Raw genomic sequence first — 19,893 nt, 5'->3', positions numbered from 1 at the left:
TCGTATCCTCCCGGCGTGGCGCGGATCGCGGTCATCGGCTCGGGTGCGGTGGGCGGCTACTACGGCGGGCGGCTGGCCCTGGCAGGCCACGACGTGCGGTTCCTGGTGCGGAGCGAGCTGGACGCCTGGCGGGCACGCGGGCTGCGGGTGTTCAGCGTGGCGGGCGATTTCTGCCTGGACCCGGTGCAGTGCTTCGCGCGGCCGGAGGAGATCGGCGAGGTGGACTGGGTGGTATGCGCGCTCAAGGCGACCGCCATCGGGGAGGCGCGCGAGCTGATTGCGCCGTGCGTGGGGCCGGGGACGCGCATCCTGGCACTCATGAACGGCCTGGGCAACGAGCCGCTGCTGGCGGAATGGTTCGGCGGGGAGCGGGTATTCGGCGGGATGGCCTTCGTGTGCATCAACCGGGGGGAGCCGGGCGTCATCCACCACCTGGCGTACGGGCGCGTTTCGATTGGGCACTTCCAGGACGATGCCCGGCAGACGGCGGAACTGGCCGGGTTGCTCGGGAGCGGCGGCATCGAGGTCGTTGTCGCGCCCAACCTGCTCTACGCGCGGTGGGAGAAGCTGTGCTGGAACATCCCGTTCAACGGGCTGAGCGTGGCCGCCGGCGGCGTCGGCACAAGGAGCATCCTGGACGACCCGGAACTGCGCGCGACGGCCGAGCGGGCGATGCGCGAGGTGGTCGCGGCCGGAAACGCCGACCTGGCTGCACACGGCAACGAGGCACGGCTGGATGAGGATGACGTGGTCGCGCGGATGTTCGCCCAGACCGATGTGATGGGGGATTACCGGACGAGCATGGTCATCGACTACGTGCTCGGGCGGCCGCTGGAGGTGGAGGCGATCCTCGGCAACCCGGTGCGGCGGGCGAGGGAGCTGGGCGTTTCGACCCCGACGATGGCGACACTCTACGCGCTGGTTCGGCAGGCGGACCTGGTCCGGCGGGGGGTGCGGCAGTCGCTGACGGCCGAGGATGTGGCCGCCCCGCAGTCGGTTGTTTGACGAAACGGTCGCGCGGAGTCCAGACTGACGCCGGCACTCACACCCGGGAGGGGATTCGATGGATATTCGCGACCTGCTGATTGACGGCATCGACCAGATGGACTCGTGGTTCGACGATGCGCTGAAGGACCTGACGGACGAGCAGGCGAACTGGCTGCCGGACGGCAAGTGCGTGAGCATCGGCTTCAATGCGTGGCACGCGCTGCGGACGCAGGACGACATCGTGAATTTCGTGCTGCAGGGGCGGAAGCCGACGGTGTGGATGTCGGAGGGGTTTGCCGAGCGCCTGGGTCTGCCGCCGGTGGGGCAGGGCACGGGGATGTCGCTTGAGGATGCGCGGGCGGTGAGAGTTGCGGTGGCGCCGCTGCGGGAGTACGGGGAGCGGGTGAAGGCTTCGACGCTGGAGTTCCTGAAGAACGTCCCGATGGAGCAGCTGGAGGAGATGCAGATGATCCGGCCGCTCGGCGAGATGCCGAAATGGAAGGTGCTGCGGCAGGTGGTGATGACGCACGGGTTCATGCACCTCGGCGAGGTGAACGCACTCAAGGGGCAGATGGGGATCAGCTTCGGCATCTGAGGCGGGGCCGGGGGCAACGCGTGTAAGACAATCCGCGGCGCGGGGTCGATACTCCTGCGAGGACGTTTTCTGCAGGAGGGATTGCGATGCACTGGCTGACCCGTGTCGTACTGCTGGGGGCTGTCGTGCTGGCCGGCGCCGGAGCCCTCGGGTGTTCTTCCAACGAGTCGGCCCCGGCGCCCTCACCGACGGCGACGGCCCAGCCTCCGACGCAACCGCCAACCCAGCCGCCGACTCAGGCCCCAACGCAGCCGCCGACCGCGACGCCGACAACGCCGGTAAATGTCTGCCCGCCGAATCCGGACCCGGCGCCGGCGACCGTGGCGGTGGTGAGCCAGCCGCTGCCGAACGCCAGCGTGACGAGCCCGCTGACGGTGACGGGGATGGTGGAGGCGTTCGAGGCAACCTTCCAGGCGCAGCTGGTCGACGGGAACGCGAACCAGCTGGCGCACGTGGTGGGCATGGCGCAGCAGGGTCAGGTGCTCTCGCCCTTCAGCGTGCAACTGACGTTTTCGGTGAGTGCGCCAACGCCGGCCTGCCTGCGCATCTACCAGCAGAGCGCGAAGGACGGCTCGGATTCGAAAATCGTGCAGGTGCCGCTGGTGCTGCTGCCGTAGGCGTTAGAGGCGGGCGAGGCGACGGGCGGCTTCGCGCAGGGTCGCTTCGGACTTGGAGAAGGTGAACCGGACCATGCGCGAGCCGCCGGTGCTGCCGGGGCGGTAGAAGCTGGAGCCGGGGACCGGGGCGACGCCGATATCGCGGATGAGGTGGTGGGCGAAGGCGGTGTCGTCGCCTTCGAAGGCGAGGTCGGAGAAGTCGGCCATGATGTAGTAGGCGCCTTCTGGCTGATGGCAGCGGAAGCCGGCCTCGCGGAGCGCGGCGAGGAGGATGGCGCGCTTTTCGGCGTACATGGTCCGCAGCTCGGGGTAGTAGGCATCGGCCTGCTCGATGGCGGTGGCGGCGGCTTCCTGGAGCGGCGCGGGGGCTCCGACGGTGAGGAAGTCGTGGACCTTGCGCAGGGCATCGGTGAGATGGGGCGGGGCGATGAGGTAGCCGAGGCGCCAGCCGGTGACCGAGAAGGTCTTCGAGAGGCCGGAGATGGTGATGGTCCGCTCGAACATCCCGGGGAGGGTCGCGATGGGGATGTGCTCGTGGTGGTCGTAGAGGATGTGCTCGTAGATTTCGTCGGTGATGCAGAGGGTATCGAACTCCTGGCAGAGGCCGGCGATGATCTCGAGTTCGGCGCGGGTGAAGACCTTGCCGCTGGGGTTATTCGGCGTGTTGACGATGATGGCGCGGGTGCGGGGGGAGAAGGCGCGGCGAAGCTCGTCGGGGTCGAAGGCGAAGTTTTCGCCGCGGAGGGTGACGAAGACGAGGCGGGCGCCGCTCATGGCGGCATCGGGGACATAGTTTTCGTAGAAGGGCTCGAAGACGATGATTTCGTCGCCGGGTTCGACGACGGCGAGCATGGCGCACATCATGGCCTCGGTGGCGCCGCAGGTGACGGTGATTTCGCGGTCGGGGTCGAGCTCGAGGCCGTAGAAGCGGCGGGTCTTTTCGGCGATGGCGCGGCGCAGGCGGGGAGCGCCCCAGGTGATGGCGTACTGGTTGAGGTCGGCGTTGATGGCGTCGATGGCGGCCTGTTTGATGAACTCCGGGGCAGGGAAGTCGGGGTAGCCCTGCGCGAGGTTCATGGCGCCGTGGAGATGAGCGAGCCGGGTCATCTCACGGATGACCGACTCGCTGAAGACGCCGGTGCGGCTGGCGATGTGGGTACGGGGCATTCGGCGGCTATACGACCACGTGTTCGCGGTATTCGCCGAAGATTTTGCGCCACATGTTGCAGATTTCGCCAACCGTCGCGCCGGCGTTCACGGCGTCGAGGATGTACGGCATGGTGTTGGCTTTCGGGTCGCGGCTGGCGTTCTCCAGCGCGAGCAGGGCGGCGGCGTGGCGGTCGGGGTCGCGCTCGGCGCGGTGCTTCTTGAGGCGCGCGAGGTGCCGTTTCTCGCCCTCGGGGTCCATCTTGAGGATGGGGATTTCGCGGGGTTCTTCGGTGATGTACTCGTTGACGCCGACGATGATGCGGTCGCGGGTATCGACCTCGCGCTGGAAGCGGGCGGAGGCATCGGCGATTTCTTTCTGGAAGAAGCCGGTTTCGATGGCGGGGATGACGCCGCCGAGCGCTTCGATCTGTTCGAAGTAGCGGAGCGCGTCGCGTTCGATGTCGGCGGTGAGGCGTTCAACGAACCAGGACCCGCCGAGGGGGTCGACGGTGTTGATGACGCCGGATTCGTGGAGGATGACCTGCTGCGTGCGGACGGCGAGGCGTGCGGCCTTGTCGGAGGGGAGGGCGATGGCCTCGTCCATGGCGTCGGTGTGGAGCGACTGGGTGCCGCCGAGGACAGCCGCCAGGGCCTGGATGGCAACGCGGATGAGGTTGACCTCGGGCTGCTGTTCGGTGAGGGAGACGCCGGCGGTCTGGGTGTGGAAGCGCATGAGCCAGGAGCGCGGGTTCTTTGCGCCGAAGCGTTCGCGCATCTGGCGGGCCCAGATGCGGCGGGCGGCGCGGTACTTGGCGATTTCCTCGAAGAAGTCGTTGTGGGCGTTGAAGAAGAAGGAGATGCGGGGCGCGAAGGAGTCGATATCGAGGCCGCGGGCGAGGGCCCACTTCACGTATTCGATGCCGTCGGCGAGGGTGAAGGCGAGCTCCTGGGCGGCGGTGGCGCCGGCCTCGCGGATGTGGTAGCCGGAGACGGAGATGGGGTTCCAGAGCGGCATCTCGCGGGAGGCGAATTCGATCGTGTCGGTCACGAGCCGCATGGACTCGGCCGGCGGGTAGATGAACTCGTTCTGGGCGATGTACTCCTTGAGGATGTCGTTCTGGAGGGTGCCGGCCAGTTTCGCGCGGGGGATGCCGCGCTTTTCGGCGGCGGCGATGAAGAGGGCCCAGACGACGGGCGCCGGGCTGTTGATGGTCATGGAGGTGGTGATTTTGTCGAGGGGGATATCTGCGAGGAGGAGCTCCATATCGCCGAGGTGGTCGACGGCGACGCCGCAGGCGCCGAACTCGCCCTCGGCCCAGGGGTCATCGTGGTCGTAGCCCATGAGCGTGGGCATATCGAAGGCGATGGAGAGGCCGTTGTTGCCGGCGGCGAGGAGGTCCTTATAGCGCTGGTTGGTTTCTTCGACGGAGCCGAAGCCGCTGAACATGCGGATGGTCCAGGGCTTGCCGCGGTAGCCGGTGCGGTGGATGCCGCGGGTGAAGGGATACTGGCCGGGGAGGTTGATATCGCGCTCGTAGTCGATGTCGGCGGTGTCGGTCGGGTCGTGGAGGCGGTTGATGGGCCTTCCGGAGACCGTCATGAAGGGGCCGGCGAGTTCTTTGCCTTCGCGGAGGACGGCGTCATCGTATTCGGCGCGGAGCTGGCGTGCGCGTTCGGGGTCGATCTGCATGGCGGGTCTCCGGTAGGGGCGAGAGGTTTTGGCCGGCTGGCCAAGGCGTACTGTACACGACTCAGGGCAGGGGTTTGAAGGCTGGAGCGAAGACGGCCCCGCGGAGTACGCTCGGCGGCATGGCGAAGGATGAGAGTTTCGACATTACGACAGGGGCCGACCTGCAGGAGGTGGCCAACGCGGTCAACCAGGCGCGGAAGGAGATCGGCAACCGCTTCGATTTCAAGGGGATGGTCGCCGAGATCGACTACGAGCACGGCACGAACCGGCTGGTGCTGCACGCCCAGGACGATTACAAGCTCGAGGCGATGTGGCAGGTGCTGATGCAGCGGATGGTGGCGCGCGGTGTGCCGGTGAAGAACCTGGTTCGCGGCACGGTGCAGAAAGCATCCGGGGGCACGGTTCGGCAGGAGGTGACGATTGTGCAGGGGCTGGAGCCAGAGCTGGCGCGGAAGATCGTGAAGTTCATCAAGGAGCGGAAGTACAAGAAGGCGCAGGCGCAGGTGCAGGGCGACGCGGTGCGCGTAAGTTCGCCGAGCAGGGATGAGCTGCAGCAGGTCATCGCGGACGTGCGCGCCGAGAACTGGGGGGTGGAGCTGCGCTTCGGCAACTACCGCTGAGGGGCCGGCTCAGACCGGGCGCTGGAAGATCTGCTCGAGGGCGGCGCGGCGGCGGCGCTCGGCTTCGCGCTGGAGGGCGAGGCGGTAATCGACGCGGCGCTGGTTGCGCTGTTCGTAGCGGATCCAGCCGACAACGATGGCGATGAGGGCGGCGACGAAGATGAGGTTGCCGCCGAGCCAGAGGACGAGGATGGCCATGCGCTGGTCGAGGAGGGGGTCGGGAGCCCAGGCGGGGGCGTTTTCGGCGAAATGGCGATGCATGGCGGCGTTCATGCTCAGGAACATGCCGCCGAAGAGCGCCTTGTGGGTCATTTCGAGGAGGACGTAGAGGGCGCGGAGGGGGTAGGGCAGGCGCCAGCGGTGGGGGTCGGTTGCCACGGCCGGGAGCCAGAAGAGGAGGCCGACGAGGAGGAGGGTGAACTGCTGAAGGTCGCGGAGGATGGGGTCGCGGGCGGCGAGTTCGGTGAGCCGGGTGAACTGCCAGAGGTAGGTCACGACGGCGAAGACGAGCCAGGTGAACACCGGGAATGTGAGGGCAGCGGCGATGCGGGAGCGGTAGAGCGCGCGGAGCCGGCGCCGCTGCGAGGGTGCGGCGGCCCGGAACGCCAGGGTGAGCGGCGCGCCAAGCAGGATGAGCGGCGGCGCGACCATGGTGAGCAGCAGGAAGCCCAGGAAGTTGACCCAGAGGACCTGGTTGCCGAGGTGCTCGATGGGGGTGACGGTTGCGAGCAGGATGGCGAGCAGGCCGGAGAGGAGCGCAATGAGCCGCCAGCGCGGATGGGGGCTGCGCGGGCGGGCGGTGCGGGCGGCGAGGATGGCCGCAGCCGCCGCTCCGACGACCAAAGGGAGCCAGAACGGGTCGAGGGACCAGCCGGCGAAGGTCACGGGTTCAATGGACTCCGAACGCTTCGAAGGTGAGGATGGTGAAGGTTTCGCGGATGTGGGGGATGGACTGGATTTCGCGTTCGATCAGGCGGCCGATACTGTCGATGTCGTCGACGTAGAGCTTGACGAGGAGGTCGTACTGGCCGGTGATGCTGTAGCACTCGGAGAACGACGGAACCTCAGCGACGCGGTTGGCGACTTCGGTGGTGTGGCCGGGCTCGGTTTTGATCATGACGAAGACTGCGCGCATGACTGGAGTGTACGCCATGGCCAAGGCGGGGCTGTGTGGGAGGGTGAGCCGGGTCGGCCTTTCGCGCAGGGGCCGATCGGCGGTGCGTGCGGAGCCGATGGTCAGTAGTCGGTGCCGGGGCGGCCGGTGAGTGCATCGCGGAGCGCCGCGATGCGGGAGCGCTCGGCGAGCAGTTCGAGGATTTGCAGGGCCTGTGACGGGGTCGGCTGTTCGCCGGCCTCGAGGAGGAGGCGCTGGATTTCGCGGTCGATGGCCTGGATCTGCTGGTTGAGCCCGGCGATGGTGGGGCCGGGCTGCCCGGGCTGGGGGGTGCCATCGGTGCCGGGCTGCGGGGTGGGCTGGCCGGGAATGGGCGTGCCGGTGGCCCTGGGCTGGCCGGGGGACGGTGTCGCATCGCCGCCGGGTGTGCCCTGCCCGGGAACGGGCGTGCCCCCGCTGCCGGGTGTGCCCTGGCCGGGCGAGGGAGATGGTTCGGACGTGCCTGGCGCGGGCGAGGGCGAAGGGGTCGGCTCCGGGGTGGGCGGCACCAGGAGGCGGAGGATGACCTCGTAATCGTGGCGGGCGTCGTCGTTGGCGGGGTCGAGGAGGAGGGCATCGCGGAAGGCGGAGAGCGCAGCCGGGAGTCGGCCAGCGGCGAACTGGTGGTGGCCGATGCTGATGAAGGCGCGAGCGCGGATTGCCGGGTCGTTGGATTCGAGCGCGCGCCGGGCGGAGCGGATGGCGTCCTCATAGCGGCCGTCGGCGTGATAGGCGGCGGCGAGATTGAGGGCGAGGGTAGGGTTGGCGGGGCGGAGCACCTGGGCTTCGAGGAAGGCGTCGACGGCGGCGGCGGTGTCTCGGCGGGCGAGTGCTTCGCGCCCGCGTTCGTTGGCCTCGTAGGCCGGGGTAGCGCATGCCCCGAGGAGCATCGCAGCGAGGGCGAGGGCGCCCGCGGCGCGGCGCGGGAAGCGGGCGTACCTCTCGGCGAGGGCAGCCAGGAGGAGGAGGGCGAGGGCGAGGGCGGCGAAGATGGGGTAGCGCTCGATCGGCAGGGTGGTGCTGCGCTCATCGAGGCGGGTCCGTTCGAGGGTGCGGAGGCGGCCTTCGACCGCCGACGGGACGAGGGCGAGGTCGGTGCCGAGGTAGCGGCCACCCGCGGCCGCAGCAAGGGAGCGGAGGAACGGCTCATCGAGGCGGGAGAGGATGGGCTGGCCCGAGGCGTCGAGGCGGGGGCTGACCCTGCCGGTGAAGGGGTCGACGGCGGGGACGACGCCGCCTTCGGGGGTACCGGTGCCGGCGACGAGCAGTTCGATGCCGTCCTCGCGATAGGCGCTGGCGACCGAGGCGACGTCGCCCCCGAGGTTATCGCCATCGGTGAGGAGGAGGACGAGGCGGCCGCCGGGGTTCTCGGCGGTGAGGAGCTCACGGGCGAACTGCAGGCCGGCGGCGACGTCGGTGCCTCCTTCGACGAAGACGACGCCGGTTTCGAGGGAGGAGATAACCCGGGCTGCAGCCGCGGTGTCGGTGGTGAGCGGGAAGCGGACACGGGCGCTGCCGGCAAAGACGACGAGGCCGACGCGGTCGCCGGCGAGCCGTTCGATGGCCTGGGTCGCGGCCTCCTTGGCGGCGGCCAGGCGGGAGGGCTGGACATCGCTCACGTCCATGCTCCGGGAGATGTCCATCACGATGACGAGGTCGGCGCCGGTGCGCGGGACCTGGGAGACGCGGGTGCCCCAGCGGGGCTGGGCGGCCGCGAGGATGGCGGCAGCCGCGGCGAGGGCGAGGAAGGCGGCAGCGAGCCACGGGGGCGGGGGCGCCGGGTCCCGGCTGACTGCGCGGGCGCGTGCGGCGCCCCTGAGCACGCCCCAGGCCCAGGCGGCGAAGGCGAAGAGCGGCAGGGGAAGGAGGGTGAGCAGCCAGGGGTGGGCGAAGGCCAGGTCACTCATGCGGGGAGCCTCCGGAGGAGGGTGCCACGGAGGAGGAGGTCGACTGCGAGGATGCCGGCAGCGGCGGCGGCGAACCAGGGACCGTACTCGTCGAAGGCTTCGAAGGATTCGCGGGTAATCCGCGAGCGTTCGAGGGAGCTGATCTCCTCGTAGACCTGGCGGAGTTCGCCGGGGCCGGTGGCGGCGAAGTAGCGCCCGCCAGTATCGGCGGCGATATCGCGGAGGAGCTGCTCATCGATTTCTCGGGAGCGCTGGAAGGGGTCGTTGCTCACGATGCCGATGGTGTAGACGCGAACCTTCAGGGCGGCGGCGAGGGCGGCAGCTTCGCGCGGGCCGATGGAGGGGGCGTTGTGTTCGCCGTCGGTGATGAGGATAACGACGCGGCTGGCGGCGGTGGACTCCTGGAGCATGGAAAGCGCGGCCGCGAGGCCGACCCCGATGCCGGTGCCATCGGGGAGAATCCCGGATTCCAGGTCGGCGATCATGCGGTCGAGCGCCGCGTAGTCCGCGGAGGGCGGCGCAAGGGGGAGGGCATCCTGCTGGAAGACAACGATGCCGACCCGGTCATCCTGGCGGGAGCGAACAAATTCGCGCGCGACCTCCTTGGTCACCTCGAGGCGGTTGGAATCGCCGAACCGCTGGAGCATCGAGGAGGAGAGGTCGAGCGAGAGTACGATGTCGATGCCTTCGCCGGGGATGATGGTGCGGGCGTCGCCGCGGCGGGGGCCGGCGAGGGCGATGACCAGCAGTGCGACGGCCAGAACCCTGAGAGCGGGCAGGGCCCGGGCGAGGCGCAGCCGGCGGGTCGGGCGGAGCGGTTCGAGGGCGGCGGTGGAGGGGACGGACAGGGGTGCGGGACGGCGGCGAGCCAGCAGGGCGACAAGAGGCGCCACGAGGAGCAGTGCAAACGCTGCGGGGGCGGCGAATTCGAGGCCGCTCACGCATGGCCTCCGAGGATTTCGCGGGCCAGGGCGAGGTCGGCGAGGCGGCGCTCATGGGCCGGCCGGTAGCCGGCGTAGACGACGGCGTCGCACTCTTCGAGCAGGCCCCCGGCGAGGCGCGCCAGCCAGCGGTCGACGCCGGCGGCTTCGAGCCGGGCGCGGAGTTCGGTCGCGGTGAGGGCGGTAGCCGGCAGGCCGAAACGGCTGGCGAGGTCGGCGCGGACAGCGGCGGCGATGGCGCGGTAGGCGGAGACGGGGTCGGCTGCGAGCGCCTCGTCGGGCGGGAGCGGGTCGGGGGCAAGTGCGGGTTCGGGGAGCGTGCCGGGCCCGGTCGCAGGGCGTGAGCGGAGGCGGCGAACCACCAGGGCGAGAGCCGCCAGGGTGAGCGCGAGGGCAGCCACGACCGCAGCCGCGACCGCCGGGACCAGGAAGGGCGAGGCGGCGCCGGGGATGGCTGCCGGCGGCGGGAGCGGCGTCAGCTCGAGCGGGGCATCGGGCGGGAGCGTGGGGAGGATGTTGGCGGCGGCGGGCGGCGCCTCCAGGGCAGTGACATCGGAGCCGGACGTGACCGCGACGGTGGGGACCAGCGACTGGCGCCCGAGGGCGAAGGCGGCCACGGTGGCGGTCAGTTCCCAGGTGGCCGGGTCCTGGCCAGGCGGTGAGACGAGGCGGGGCGGTTCGAGGGCGACGAGCGCGAACTCACCCCAGCCCTCAGTCGCAGGGATGAGTTCCGGGCTCTGCCCGGCGGGGAGCTGCAGGCGGACGGTGAGGCGAAGGTGGTCGCCCATGCGGGCGCTGGAGGGTTCGATGGCGACCGCCGGTTCGGGCGACTGGGCGCCTGCTGCCGGGATGAGGGCCGCGGCCGCGAGCACGACGAGCAGGAGGGCGAGGAGCGGTCTCATGCGGCTGCCCCGCGGCGGTGGAAGAAGCGAAGGAGTTCCGGCACGTAGTCCCGGCCGACTTCGGCGCGGATTTCATCGATGGTGAGTTCACCGAACAGGCGTCGACGCGCGGCGTCGAGCTCGCGCACGCGGGCGGCGTAGGCCTCGCGGACGGCGGGGCTGGAGGTATCGACCTCGACCGAGGCGCCTGATTCGGCATCGGCGAGTGTGACGATGCCGACATCGGGGAGGCGCTCATCGACGGGGTCGCGGACGGAGATCGCGATGAGGTCGTGACGGCGGGCGGCTGCGCGGAGGCGGGCGGGTTCGATGGGTGCAAGGAAATCAGAGATGAGGAAGACGGTCGCGCGCCGGCGATGAACGCCGATGAGGTAGGCGAGGGCGGCGGAGATGCTGGTGCCGCGGGTCCGGGGACGGGCCCAGAGGATTTCGCGGATGAGGCGGAGGACATGGGTCGAACCGCCGGCCGGGCGCAGGTAGCGTTCGGCTTCGGCGGCGAAGAGGAGCGCGCCGACGCGGTCGTTGTTGCGGATGGCGGCGAGGGCCAGGACGGCCGCGATTTCCGCGGCGAGGGCGGCCTTGGGGGTCGGCCCGGCGCCGACGAACTGCGAGGGGGAGATATCGACGAGGAAGATGACGGTGAGGTCGCGGTCTTCGCGGTAGCGGCGGATGAAGGGTTCGCCGGTGCGGGCGAAGGCCTTCCAATCGAGCGAGCGGAGGTCATCGCCGGGCACATAGGGGCGGAGTTCATCGAATTCGATGCCGCGGCCGCGGAAGATGGCGTGGTACTCGCCGAGGAAGAGCGTGTTGACGAGGCGGCGGGCGCGAAGTTCGATGGCGCGAACGCGGGCGAGGAGCTCGGGGGAGAGGCCGCCATCCTGCGGCGCGGCAGGGGCTTCGCAACGGCGGCGGAAGGGGAGGCGTGGGAGGGGCACGGCGTTAGCGCCTCCGTTGGCGGTCAGGGGACGTCGACACCATCGAGGATGCGGGTAATGAGGTCATCGGCGGTGAGTTCGCGGGCGTCGGCTTCGTACGTGGTGATGATGCGATGGCGGAGGGCATCGTGGGCGATCGCCTTGATGTCGTCGGGCGTCGTGTAGGCGCGGCCCTGGATGAAGGCATGGGCGCGGGCCGCGAGCGCGAGGGCGATGGTCGCGCGGGGCGATGCGCCGAAAGCGATGAGGGGCTGGAGGTCGGGCAGGCGGTAGGCTGCCGGGCGGCGGGTGGCAGCGACCAGCTGGGTGATGTAGTCCTTGAGCGCGTCGTCGATGGCCACCTCGTGGACGGCAGCACGGGCGGCCTGGATGGCCCCGCGGGACGCGACGGTCGACGCCTGCGGCGGTTCGGGGGAGAGGCCGAGTTCGAGGACCTGGCGCTCCTCGGCGCGGGAGGGGTAATCGACGCGGACCTTCAGCAGGAAGCGGTCGAGCTGGGCCTCGGGGAGGGGGTAGGTACCCTCTTGCTCGATGGGGTTTTGGGTTGCGATGACGAGGAACGGGTCATCGAGTGGGAAGGTTTGGCCGCCGATGGTGACCTGGCGCTCCTGCATCGCTTCGAGCAGCGCGGACTGGACCTTGGCCGGCGCGCGGTTGATTTCGTCGGCGAGGACGAAGTTGGCGAAGATTGGGCCCTTGCGAATGGTGAAGGCGGATTCGCGGGCGTTGAAGATTTCGGTGCCGATGAGGTCGGCCGGGAGCAGGTCGGGGGTGAACTGGATGCGCACCGCGTGGAGGTCGAGGGCGCGGGCGAGGGCGGTCACTGTTAATGACTTGGCGAGGCCAGGCACGCCTTCGACGAGAATGTGGCCGTTGCAGAGGAGCCCAATGAGGAGGCGGTCGATGAGGGCATCCTGGCCGATGATGACGCGGTGGACTTCGGCGCGGACGCGGGCGAGGGTCTCGGCTACGAGAGCGGCGGAGGGGGAGAGGGTGAGGGCGCCCTGCGGCACAGCGAGCTCCGGGGCTATGGGGTGCCCGTATTGTAGGCCTGCCGCCGGTAAAGCCGACGGATCCGGTCAGGCGTCGAGGGGGTCGTCGGGGCGGCCGGGGTCGTAGCTGGCGCGGGTGAAGGCGAGCGCCCAGACGGCGCGGGCACCGTGGTCGCGGAGGACGCGTGCGCATTCGCGCACGGTCGCCCCGGAGGTGATGACGTCGTCGACGAGGCCGACGGTAAGGCCGTCCAGGCGGGGACCATCGACGCGGAAGGCCCCGTCGAGCGCCTGCGTCCGTTCGCGAAACGAGCGTCGCGCCTGGCGGCCGGTGTTGCGGGTACGCAGGAGGGCGGCCGGAGCGCGGGGGAGACCAGCGGCGCGGAGGAGGAGTTCGGCCTGGTTGAAACCGCGCTCGCGCTGGCGCGAGCGGTGGAGGGGAACAGGCAGCCATGCGTCGACGGGGAGTGCGGCTGCGACGGGTGCGAGGTCGGCCGACATGCGGGGGGCAAGGTCGCGGTAGCGCTGGTACTTGAGGCGGAGGACGAGCTGGCGCGCGGGCCCGGTGTGTTCGAAGGCGGCGCGGATGCCGGCGAGGTCGCGCAGGTGAAAACAGCGGGGGCAGTTGGTTGGTTCGTCCCAGGCGGCCGAGCAGAAAGCACAGCGGCCGGGGCCGTTCGCCGGGATGAGGCGCTGTTCGCAGGCGGGACAGAGCGGGGTATCGAATGCCCCGCAGCCGACGCAGCGGAGGGGGTAGAGGAGGTCGCGGGCGCGGCGCGTGAGGTCGGCGAGGCCAGGCAGGGGCATGGCGGAAGGATACGCCAGCGGCTGCCGGGGAGGGGCTACAATGGCGGCATGGGTACGGTAACGGTGCTGCTGTTCGCGTCGCTGGCGGAGCGCGCGGGCGTGCGCCGGCTGGAGCTGCCGGTCGGGGAGGGTGAAACGGTCGGGAGCATTCGGGACCGGCTGCTCGAGCGATTTCCGGGGCTTTCGGCGGCCGTGCCGACCCTGATGTATGCGCTGGATGAAACCTACGTGCGGGAGGAGGCGGCGGTGCGGCCGGGGAGCACGCTGGCGCTCATCCCGCCGGTTTCTGGAGGGTAGGATGCTGATCCGGGTGACGGAAGCCGAGCTTTTGGCGGATGAGGCGGCACGGGCGGTGGCTTCGCCGGCGGCGGGCGCCATCAACGTGTTCCTCGGAGTGGTGCGCGACCACAACAAGGGTCGGCGTGTCTCGCACCTGGTGTACGACGCCTACCCTTCGATGGCGGAGAAGGAGATGCGGGCGATCGCGGAGGAGGCGAAGGAGCGGTTCGGGCTCGAGGATGTGGCGATCCTGCACCGCACGGGCCGGCTGGAGATCGGGGAGACGAGCCTGGTGGTTGCCGTGAGCTGCGGACACCGGCGGGAGTCGTACGAGGCGGGGCTGTGGATCGTGGACGAGGTGAAGAAGCGGGTTCCGGTCTGGAAGAAGGAGGTCTGGGAGGACGGCGAGGAGTGGATCGAGGGGCCGGAATCGCTGGGGATGCAGCAGGCGCCGGCGAGCATGCGCCCATGACGGGGCACCCGCACGCCTTTAGCCGATACTGCATGCACTGTGGCCAGCGGCTGACCACGGCCGTGCCGGAAGGGGATACGAAACGGCGGCTGGTGTGCCTGGACTGCGGGTTCATTCACTACCTGAACCCGCGCCCGGTGGCCGGCGTCATCCCGGTGCGGGAGGACGGCCGGCTGCTGCTGGTGCGGCGGACGATCGAGCCGCGCAGCGGAACCTGGGTGTTCCCGGGCGGGTACATGGACCTGGGCGAGACGGCGGAGGAAGCGGCCATGCGGGAGACGCTGGAGGAGGCCAACCTCGCGGTGGACGACCTTCGGCTGGTGGGGGTGTTCACGCGGGTGGAGCCGGGGGTGGTGGTGATCGTCTATGAGGGCCGAGCCCTGGGCGAGGGCGAGCCGGGGCACGAAACGAGCGAGGTGCGGTGGTTCGCGCCGGGCGAGATCCCGTGGGGCGAGCTGGCGTTCGACAGCACCGAGGCGGCACTGCGGGCCTGGGCGCGGCAGCGCGGGCTGGGCGAGTAGCCGGGTTCAGCGCACGTCGAGGACGATGACGGCGCGGGTGCCGCTCCCGAGGAGCAGGGCAGCCGGCTCGACGGCGCGCGGGAGTTCGAAGGCGACCCAGCCGGTGACGGACTCGCCGGGGCGAAGGGTGCCCTGCCGGAGCGGCGGCTCCTGCGCGGTGCGGACCCAGGTGTAGTCGACACCATCGCTGCCGCGGAGGCGGAGGAGGGCGAAGTTGTAGGTGACGGCTGCGGTTTCGGCTTCGAGGCGAAGCAGGAGGGCCACGCGGCGGGCGCCGGCGGAAACCGGGATGCTGCCGGCCGGTTCGGGGTCGAGGCGTTCGAGCACGGTGTAGCGGATGCCGCCGACCACGCCGTCGCTGCCGGCGGCAGGGGTGGGCGAAGCAAGGGCATCGCCCGGCGGGAGGCGCGAACCCGGGTACACGCCCTGGCCGGACGCGACCTCGAGCCGTTCGGCCTCGCGGACGGCGAAGGTGAAGACGCCGAGGGCGAAGATGCCGAGGCAGGCAAAGAAGATGAGGAGGGCGCGCAGCCAGCTCACGGGCCAAATGGTAGCGGGCGTTCGGGTTTAGCGTGGGCGGCGAGGGCCGCGGGCCGGGGCCGTGCGGCCGAGGTGGTAATGGGGCGCGAGGATGGCGACCGTTACGCCGGCGTGGGGGTCGGCGATGCGGGCCACAATGCGGGGATGGGCAGCCTGCAGGGCATCGAGCGACTGGTCGGTGGTGACGACGGTGGGGAGGCCGGCGATGTGGCGGTAGTTCACGACCTGGTAGAGCTTCTCCTGGGCCCACGGGGTGGTGGCCTGGGCACCGAGGTCATCGAGGACGAGGAGGTCGGCGTTGCGGACGCGCTCGAAGAGTTCGTCGTAGGGCGCATCGCGGCCGGGGGCGAAGGAGGCGCGGAGGTAGTCGAGGAGGTCGGGGACGACGGCGAAGAAGACGGAGCGGCCGGATTCGAGGGCGCGATTGGCGATGGCTGCGGCGAGGTGGGTCTTGCCGCAGCCGTTGGTGCCCTGGAGCACCAGCCAGCCCTGGGGGTTCTCGGCGAAGGCCGAAGCGGCGCGGAAGGCGGCTTCGAGCGAGGCGCGTTCTTCCGGGCTGAGGCCGGGGAGGCGGAGGTCGAAGGTGCGGAACTGGAGGGCGGCGAGGCGTTCACGGCTCATCCCGCCGACCTGCTGATAGGCGGCGCCGGATGCGCCGCCGAGGCGGATGGTGCGAGCGAGGGAGGGGTCGGTCAGGCGGGTGGCGAGGCGGTCATCGAGGGATTCGGGCGGGGACGTCGTCGTGAAGACGGTGGGCAGGGCAAGGTTGAAGCGGTGGTTGACGACCTGGTGGAGCTTTTCGCGGGCCCAGGCCGTGCCGGCAGGTGCGTCGAGGTCATCGAGGATGAGCAGCGGGGCGTTGCGGACCTGCTCGAAGACGCGGTTGAAGGCGAGCTCTTCGTCGTCGGTGTCGTAGCTCGCGCGAAGGTGGTCGAGGAGGTCGGGGACGACCATGAAGAGGACGGGGTGTCCAAGGGCGATGCGGTGGTTGGCGAGGGCCGCGGCGAGGTGGGTCTTGCCCGAACCGGAGGGGCCGGTGAGCACGAGCCAGCCGGGCGGGTCCTGGGCGAAGGCGCGGGCGGCATCGATGGCGGCGGGGAAGGCGGGGTCGGTGCCGGCCCGGCCCTTCGGATTGAGGGTTTCGAAGGTGAAGCGGGCGAGGGCGCCGATGTTGGAGAGGCGGGTGAGGCGCTGGCGGCGCTGGTCTTCACGCTCCTGGAGGACACAGTCGCAGGGTTCGGCGCGGCCGAAGCGGGGGTGGTCGACGGGATACGGGCGGCGGACGAAGCCGGCGCCGTGGCAGATGGGGCAGGGCGGGGTGTCACCGGATTCCGCGTCGGTCTCAGCGGTATTTGATGATGTGGCCGAAGTTGCCGCCGAGATAGCGGTGTTTCGCGTCTTCGAGAGGATCTCGTCGAGGCGTTTCATCGGGGTGACCCTCCTGGGCCCAGGTTTGGAGCATGCGCTCGATGTAGCGCCAGTTGCGGATGTTGCGTTCGGCGGCTTCGCGGAAGGCAGCTTCGACCCAGTCTGCGGGGTAGGTGGCCTCGGCCTCGGCGAGGCGCTCGGCGACGAGCGGGGTGATGGTGCCGATGTTCTCTTCGTAGAGGCGGAAGATGCCGGGCCGCTGCTCGGGCGCGGCGAGGGGCGCGACGGCCGCATACCCGGGGAGCTGGAGTTCCCCGGCGCGGATGCGGGCGATGGCGCGCCGGGCCGCGGGGTTGTTCACGAAGTAGAGGGTTTCGGTTTGGCCGGGGCGTGTCGCTTCGATGGCGAGCAGCGCCCGGAGCGCCCGGCAGGCTTCGAGACCGGCATCGAGGCCGGGGCGGCCGCCGGCGAGGCGTTCGAAGGCGAGGCGGGCGGGTTCGTGCTGCCAGATAGCATCGGCGGAGACGCAGCGCGGCTCCGCAGGGAGCTGCTGGGCGAGGTGGGCAACCCAGAGGAAGGCGAGGAGGTCGCCCGGGGCCGCCAGGGCGGGGAGGACCGTCGTGAAGAAGAGGTTGGGGATGGCGGTGCCCCTGGCGATGCCGGGGAAGCCGGGGAAGGCGGGGGGGTTAGTCGAGCTGGTCATCGGTGCGGAGGACCCAGTCTTCGAACTTTGCGATGCGGTGGCGGAAGCGCAGCTCGACGGTGCCGGTTGGGCCGTTGCGGTGCTTGGCGACGATCACCTGCGCGACACCGTGGGGGTAGGCGGATTCCGGGAGGTCGGGGTGCTGCTGCGCCCACTGCTCCGGGGTGACGTAGAGCTCCTCGCGGGTGAGGAAGATGACGATGTCGGCGTCCTGTTCGATGGAGCCCGAATCGCGGAGGTCGGAGAGCATGGGGATGCGGGGGTGGCGGTTCTCGATGGCGCGGGAGAGCTGGGCGAGGGCGATGATCGGGACATCGAGTTCGCGGGCGAGGCCCTTGAGAGTGCGGGAGATGTAGGAGATCTCCTGCACGCGATTTTCGCGGGAGGCGGTGGATTCGCCCTGCATGAGCTGGAGGTAGTCGATCACGATGAGGTCGAGGCCGCCGGCTTCGCTGGCCAGCCGCCGGGCCTTGGAGCGAAGCTCGGCGACGGTGAGGAGCGGGGAGTCATCGAACCAGATGTTGGCCTCGGAAAGGCGGGCAGCGGCGTTGACGACGCGGCGCTCTTCGATTTCGGTGTTCTGGCCGAGGCGAAGGCGGTTGCCATCGACGCCGGATTCGGCGGAGAGGAGGCGGACGGCGAGCTGTTCGGCGGACATTTCGAGCGAGAAGAAGGCGACGTTGGCCTTCTGCTCGATGGCCGCGTTGCGGGCGATGCCGAGGGCGAAGCTGGATTTCCCGACGCTGGGGCGCGCGCCGATGATGATGAGGTCGGAGCGCTTGAGGCCGGTGAGGAGGGTATCGAGGTCGCTGAAGCCGGTGCGGATGGCGGAGCGCTCGAGGCGCTCGACCTCGGCGGGGTCCTGTTCGAGGTAAGCATCGAGGAGCTGGCGGATGTGGACGAAGTCGCGGAAGGTCTCGCCGCCGCGGAGGCGCTGGATGAGGGATTCCGCGCGGGAGAAGACGGTTTCGATTTCGGCGGGGGCCTCGTAGGCCATCTGCATGATGGCGGCGGCGGCGTGGATGAGCCCGCGGTAGGTGGCATCGCGCTTGACGATGCGGGCGTAGAACTCGACGCCGATCGAGGTCGGCAGGCGGCGGATGATGTCGGCGAGGTAGACCTGGCCGCCGACGGCTTCGAGCTGGTCGCGGGTGGCGAGTTCGTGGGCGACGGTGATCTGGTTGATGACCTCGTCGCGGTTCCAGAGGGCGAGGCAGGCGTCGTAAATCCAGCCGTTCTTCTCGCGGAAGAAGTCGGAGGGCTTGAGGATGTTGACGACGGAGAGGATCGCCTCCGGGTCGACCATGAGGGAGGCGATGACGGCCTCTTCGGCCTCGATGTCGTGCGGGGGGAGACGTTCGAGGGGTGCGAGGGTCATGGAGAAGGAGGGGGTCGGGGAGATGGCGCGGTGGTGGTGCGCTGGCGGGTGGTTCCGGCCCCTTCGCCCTCCTTTCCGGGGTTAGTCCGCGGCGGCTTCGGGAGCGGCCGCGGCGCGCTCTGCCATGAGCTTTTCAACGATGGGGCGGGACGCCTCATCGGGGACGACGTCGACGGTGATTTCGACGCTCACATTGCGGGTGAACTTGATTTCGACGGTGCGCGGGCCGAGCTCGCGGAGCGGTTCGTGCAGAAGCACCTGCTGATGCTCGAGCTGGACGCCGGTGGCCTGCTCGATGGCGGCCGCGATATCGCGGTTCGTGACCGAGCCGAAGAGGCGGCCGGTTTCGCCGACGCGGGCCTCGATGGAGACGGCCAGGTTTTCGAGCTTCTGGGCGATAGCGCGGGCCTCGGCATCGAGCTTCTCCTGCCGCCGGGCCTCGCGCTGGGCGATGGCGTTGGCGCGCTGGAGGTTCTCTTTGGTGGTAGGCCCGGCGATTCCCCGGGGCAGGAGGTAGTTGCGGGCGAAGCCGTTCTTGACTTCCTTGATTTCGCCGGCCTGGGCGGTGCCTTCAACGTCCTCGAAAAAGACGACTTTCATGGTGACCTCTGGAGAAGCGGGATGTCCCGGCGGGACCCGGCGGGGTGAGGAACCCGCCCGGGGCAATCCCGGGGGGAAGGTAGAGGACTCAGGATAGAGCTTCCAGCCGTTATGGTCAGGTCGGCGCGATTTTGACGCGACGTTCACAGTCGGCATGGGTTATGCATAGCGGACGCAGGCGACAGGTGCTGTCGCGTTCGGCGAGGCGGGCGGAGTTTTGCGGGACGGCGGGGGACCGTAGGCTTGTGGCGTGGGGTACACCGGGCCGGTGCTGGTGATCTTTCATGGGGGCACGGGCGAGGGCGCGGCGGAGGGGATGCTGGCGCGGGCCCGCGTGGCGGCTGCCCGGTGCTCGGCACGGGCAGCGCTGGCGGCGGGGTTCGAGGCGGTGATCGTGGCGACGGATGACCCGGATGTGTTCGAGCCGCTGCCGGACGGGGTGCTGATCGACGCGGACCGGGGCGGTGCGTTCGACTTCTTCGCGCGGCTGTGCGGGCTGGTGGAGCACTACGGGCTCGAGCGCCCGGCGGTGATGGGGTCCGGGGCGGTGCCGCTGCTGGGTGTGGATGAGTTCGCGCTGGTGGTGGAGCAGCTGCAGGTGCGGGACGCGCGGCTGGTGACCAACAACTTCTTCTCGGGGGACCTGACGGCGTGGACGCCGGGTGAGGCGGTTCTGCGGGTTTCGCCGGTGGCGCGCGACAACCTGCTGCCGCGGCGGCTGCGGGATGAGGCCGGGC

Annotated in this window: 23 protein-coding genes; 8 read left to right on the top strand and 15 right to left on the bottom strand. The window is 70.0% G+C overall.

Going from position 1 to position 19,893, the window contains the following annotated elements:
* The first annotated feature begins 15 nt into the window (after nt 1-15).
* From VAE46_RS03595 to VAE46_RS03585, 3 genes are all read left to right on the top strand, one after another.
* Nucleotides 16-1,005 (top strand): 2-dehydropantoate 2-reductase, encoded by a 990-nt coding sequence (locus VAE46_RS03595; RefSeq protein WP_322795548.1) that lies wholly within the window; start codon nt 16-18, stop codon nt 1,003-1,005.
* Between the two features lie 58 nt (nt 1,006-1,063).
* Nucleotides 1,064-1,582, top strand: a complete 519-nt coding sequence (locus VAE46_RS03590; protein WP_322795547.1) for a DinB family protein — start codon at nt 1,064-1,066, stop codon at nt 1,580-1,582.
* Between the two features lie 329 nt (nt 1,583-1,911).
* Entirely contained in the window at nt 1,912-2,199 is a 288-nt protein-coding gene (locus tag VAE46_RS03585) for a Gmad2 immunoglobulin-like domain-containing protein (RefSeq protein ID WP_322795546.1), read from the top strand.
* 3 nt (nt 2,200-2,202) lie between these two features.
* Here the strand turns inward: VAE46_RS03585 and VAE46_RS03580 are convergent, their stop codons facing one another.
* Both VAE46_RS03580 and VAE46_RS03575 read right to left on the bottom strand, forming a co-directional pair.
* Nucleotides 2,203-3,366 (bottom strand): pyridoxal phosphate-dependent aminotransferase, encoded by a 1,164-nt coding sequence (locus VAE46_RS03580; RefSeq protein ID WP_322795545.1) that lies wholly within the window; start codon nt 3,364-3,366, stop codon nt 2,203-2,205.
* A 7-nt stretch (nt 3,367-3,373) separates the two neighbouring features.
* A complete protein-coding gene (locus VAE46_RS03575) occupies nt 3,374-5,038 on the bottom strand; it encodes an acyl-CoA mutase large subunit family protein (RefSeq protein WP_322795544.1) in 1,665 nt (554 codons plus the stop codon).
* A gap of 119 nt (nt 5,039-5,157) precedes the next feature.
* On the opposite strand from VAE46_RS03575, the gene VAE46_RS03570 reads away from it, so the two are divergent.
* Nucleotides 5,158-5,658, top strand: coding sequence for a YajQ family cyclic di-GMP-binding protein (locus VAE46_RS03570; protein ID WP_322795543.1), 501 nt, complete (start codon nt 5,158-5,160; stop codon nt 5,656-5,658).
* Nucleotides 5,659-5,667: 9 nt separating this feature from the next.
* Here VAE46_RS03570 and VAE46_RS03565 read toward each other — a convergent pair whose 3' ends face one another.
* The 8 genes from VAE46_RS03565 to VAE46_RS03530 all read right to left on the bottom strand — a co-directional run bounded on the left by VAE46_RS03565 (nt 5,668) and on the right by VAE46_RS03530 (nt 13,295).
* Entirely contained in the window at nt 5,668-6,543 is an 876-nt protein-coding gene (locus VAE46_RS03565; RefSeq protein ID WP_322795542.1) for a cytochrome c oxidase assembly protein, read from the bottom strand.
* 4 nt (nt 6,544-6,547) lie between these two features.
* A complete protein-coding gene (locus VAE46_RS03560) occupies nt 6,548-6,793 on the bottom strand; it encodes an Lrp/AsnC ligand binding domain-containing protein (RefSeq protein ID WP_322795541.1) in 246 nt (81 codons plus the stop codon).
* A 101-nt stretch (nt 6,794-6,894) separates the two neighbouring features.
* Nucleotides 6,895-8,718 carry a VWA domain-containing protein gene (locus tag VAE46_RS03555; protein WP_322795540.1) on the bottom strand — a complete coding sequence of 608 codons (1,824 nt, stop codon included), beginning with the start codon at nt 8,716-8,718 and terminating at the stop codon, nt 6,895-6,897.
* Nucleotides 8,715-9,659, bottom strand: a complete 945-nt coding sequence (locus VAE46_RS03550) for a VWA domain-containing protein (protein ID WP_322795539.1) — start codon at nt 9,657-9,659, stop codon at nt 8,715-8,717. Before VAE46_RS03550 ends, VAE46_RS03555 begins: the two co-directional genes overlap by 4 nt.
* On the bottom strand, nt 9,656-10,561 hold the full coding sequence (locus VAE46_RS03545) for a hypothetical protein (RefSeq protein ID WP_322795538.1): 906 nt from the start codon (nt 10,559-10,561) through the stop codon (nt 9,656-9,658). Before VAE46_RS03545 ends, VAE46_RS03550 begins: the two co-directional genes overlap by 4 nt.
* Nucleotides 10,558-11,496: a DUF58 domain-containing protein gene (locus VAE46_RS03540; protein ID WP_322795537.1), complete on the bottom strand. Its 939-nt coding sequence runs from the start codon at nt 11,494-11,496 to the stop codon at nt 10,558-10,560. Before VAE46_RS03540 ends, VAE46_RS03545 begins: the two co-directional genes overlap by 4 nt.
* Before the next feature lie 23 nt (nt 11,497-11,519).
* Complete coding sequence (locus tag VAE46_RS03535) at nt 11,520-12,509, bottom strand: AAA family ATPase (protein WP_322795536.1); 990 nt, start codon at nt 12,507-12,509, stop codon at nt 11,520-11,522.
* A 66-nt stretch (nt 12,510-12,575) separates the two neighbouring features.
* Nucleotides 12,576-13,295, bottom strand: a complete 720-nt coding sequence (locus tag VAE46_RS03530) for a ComF family protein (protein ID WP_322795535.1) — start codon at nt 13,293-13,295, stop codon at nt 12,576-12,578.
* Nucleotides 13,296-13,343: 48 nt separating this feature from the next.
* Here VAE46_RS03530 and moaD point away from each other — a divergent pair, with 48 nt between their 5' ends.
* Genes moaD through VAE46_RS03515 form a run of 3 tightly spaced genes read left to right on the top strand, consistent with a single transcriptional unit; the run spans nt 13,344 to nt 14,567 of the window.
* Nucleotides 13,344-13,592, top strand: a complete 249-nt coding sequence (moaD, locus tag VAE46_RS03525) for a molybdopterin converting factor subunit 1 (RefSeq protein ID WP_322795534.1) — start codon at nt 13,344-13,346, stop codon at nt 13,590-13,592.
* Between the two features lies 1 nt (nt 13,593).
* A complete protein-coding gene (locus VAE46_RS03520; protein WP_322795533.1) occupies nt 13,594-14,046 on the top strand; it encodes a molybdenum cofactor biosynthesis protein MoaE in 453 nt (150 codons plus the stop codon).
* Nucleotides 14,043-14,567: an NUDIX hydrolase gene (locus VAE46_RS03515; RefSeq protein ID WP_322795532.1), complete on the top strand. Its 525-nt coding sequence runs from the start codon at nt 14,043-14,045 to the stop codon at nt 14,565-14,567. Before VAE46_RS03520 ends, VAE46_RS03515 begins: the two co-directional genes overlap by 4 nt.
* A 6-nt stretch (nt 14,568-14,573) precedes the next feature.
* Here the strand turns inward: VAE46_RS03515 and VAE46_RS03510 are convergent, their stop codons facing one another.
* From VAE46_RS03510 to rplI, 5 genes are all read right to left on the bottom strand, one after another.
* Nucleotides 14,574-15,107, bottom strand: a complete 534-nt coding sequence (locus tag VAE46_RS03510; RefSeq protein ID WP_322795531.1) for a DUF4352 domain-containing protein — start codon at nt 15,105-15,107, stop codon at nt 14,574-14,576.
* 27 nt (nt 15,108-15,134) lie between these two features.
* Entirely contained in the window at nt 15,135-16,535 is a 1,401-nt protein-coding gene (locus tag VAE46_RS03505; protein ID WP_322795530.1) for an ATP-binding protein, read from the bottom strand.
* Entirely contained in the window at nt 16,450-17,178 is a 729-nt protein-coding gene (locus VAE46_RS03500; protein ID WP_322795529.1) for a DnaD domain-containing protein, read from the bottom strand. The genes VAE46_RS03505 and VAE46_RS03500 overlap by 86 nt, the downstream gene beginning before the upstream one ends.
* The gene (gene dnaB / locus VAE46_RS03495; RefSeq protein WP_322795528.1) at nt 17,162-18,556 is read right to left on the bottom strand and encodes a replicative DNA helicase; all 1,395 of its coding nucleotides are present in this window, start codon (nt 18,554-18,556) and stop codon (nt 17,162-17,164) included. Before dnaB ends, VAE46_RS03500 begins: the two co-directional genes overlap by 17 nt.
* Before the next feature lie 81 nt (nt 18,557-18,637).
* Complete coding sequence (rplI, locus tag VAE46_RS03490; protein WP_322795527.1) at nt 18,638-19,156, bottom strand: 50S ribosomal protein L9; 519 nt, start codon at nt 19,154-19,156, stop codon at nt 18,638-18,640.
* A gap of 250 nt (nt 19,157-19,406) precedes the next feature.
* On the opposite strand from rplI, the gene VAE46_RS03485 reads away from it, so the two are divergent.
* On the top strand, nt 19,407-19,893 hold a 487-nt coding region (locus VAE46_RS03485; RefSeq protein ID WP_322795526.1), incomplete at its 3' end, for a hypothetical protein.

This window comes from Tepidiforma sp. (assembly GCF_034433535.1).
Classification (GTDB): domain Bacteria; phylum Chloroflexota; class Dehalococcoidia; order Tepidiformales; family Tepidiformaceae; genus Tepidiforma.
Note: the sequence above shows the minus strand (reverse complement) of the source record. Positions and strands in the feature narration are given on the sequence as shown.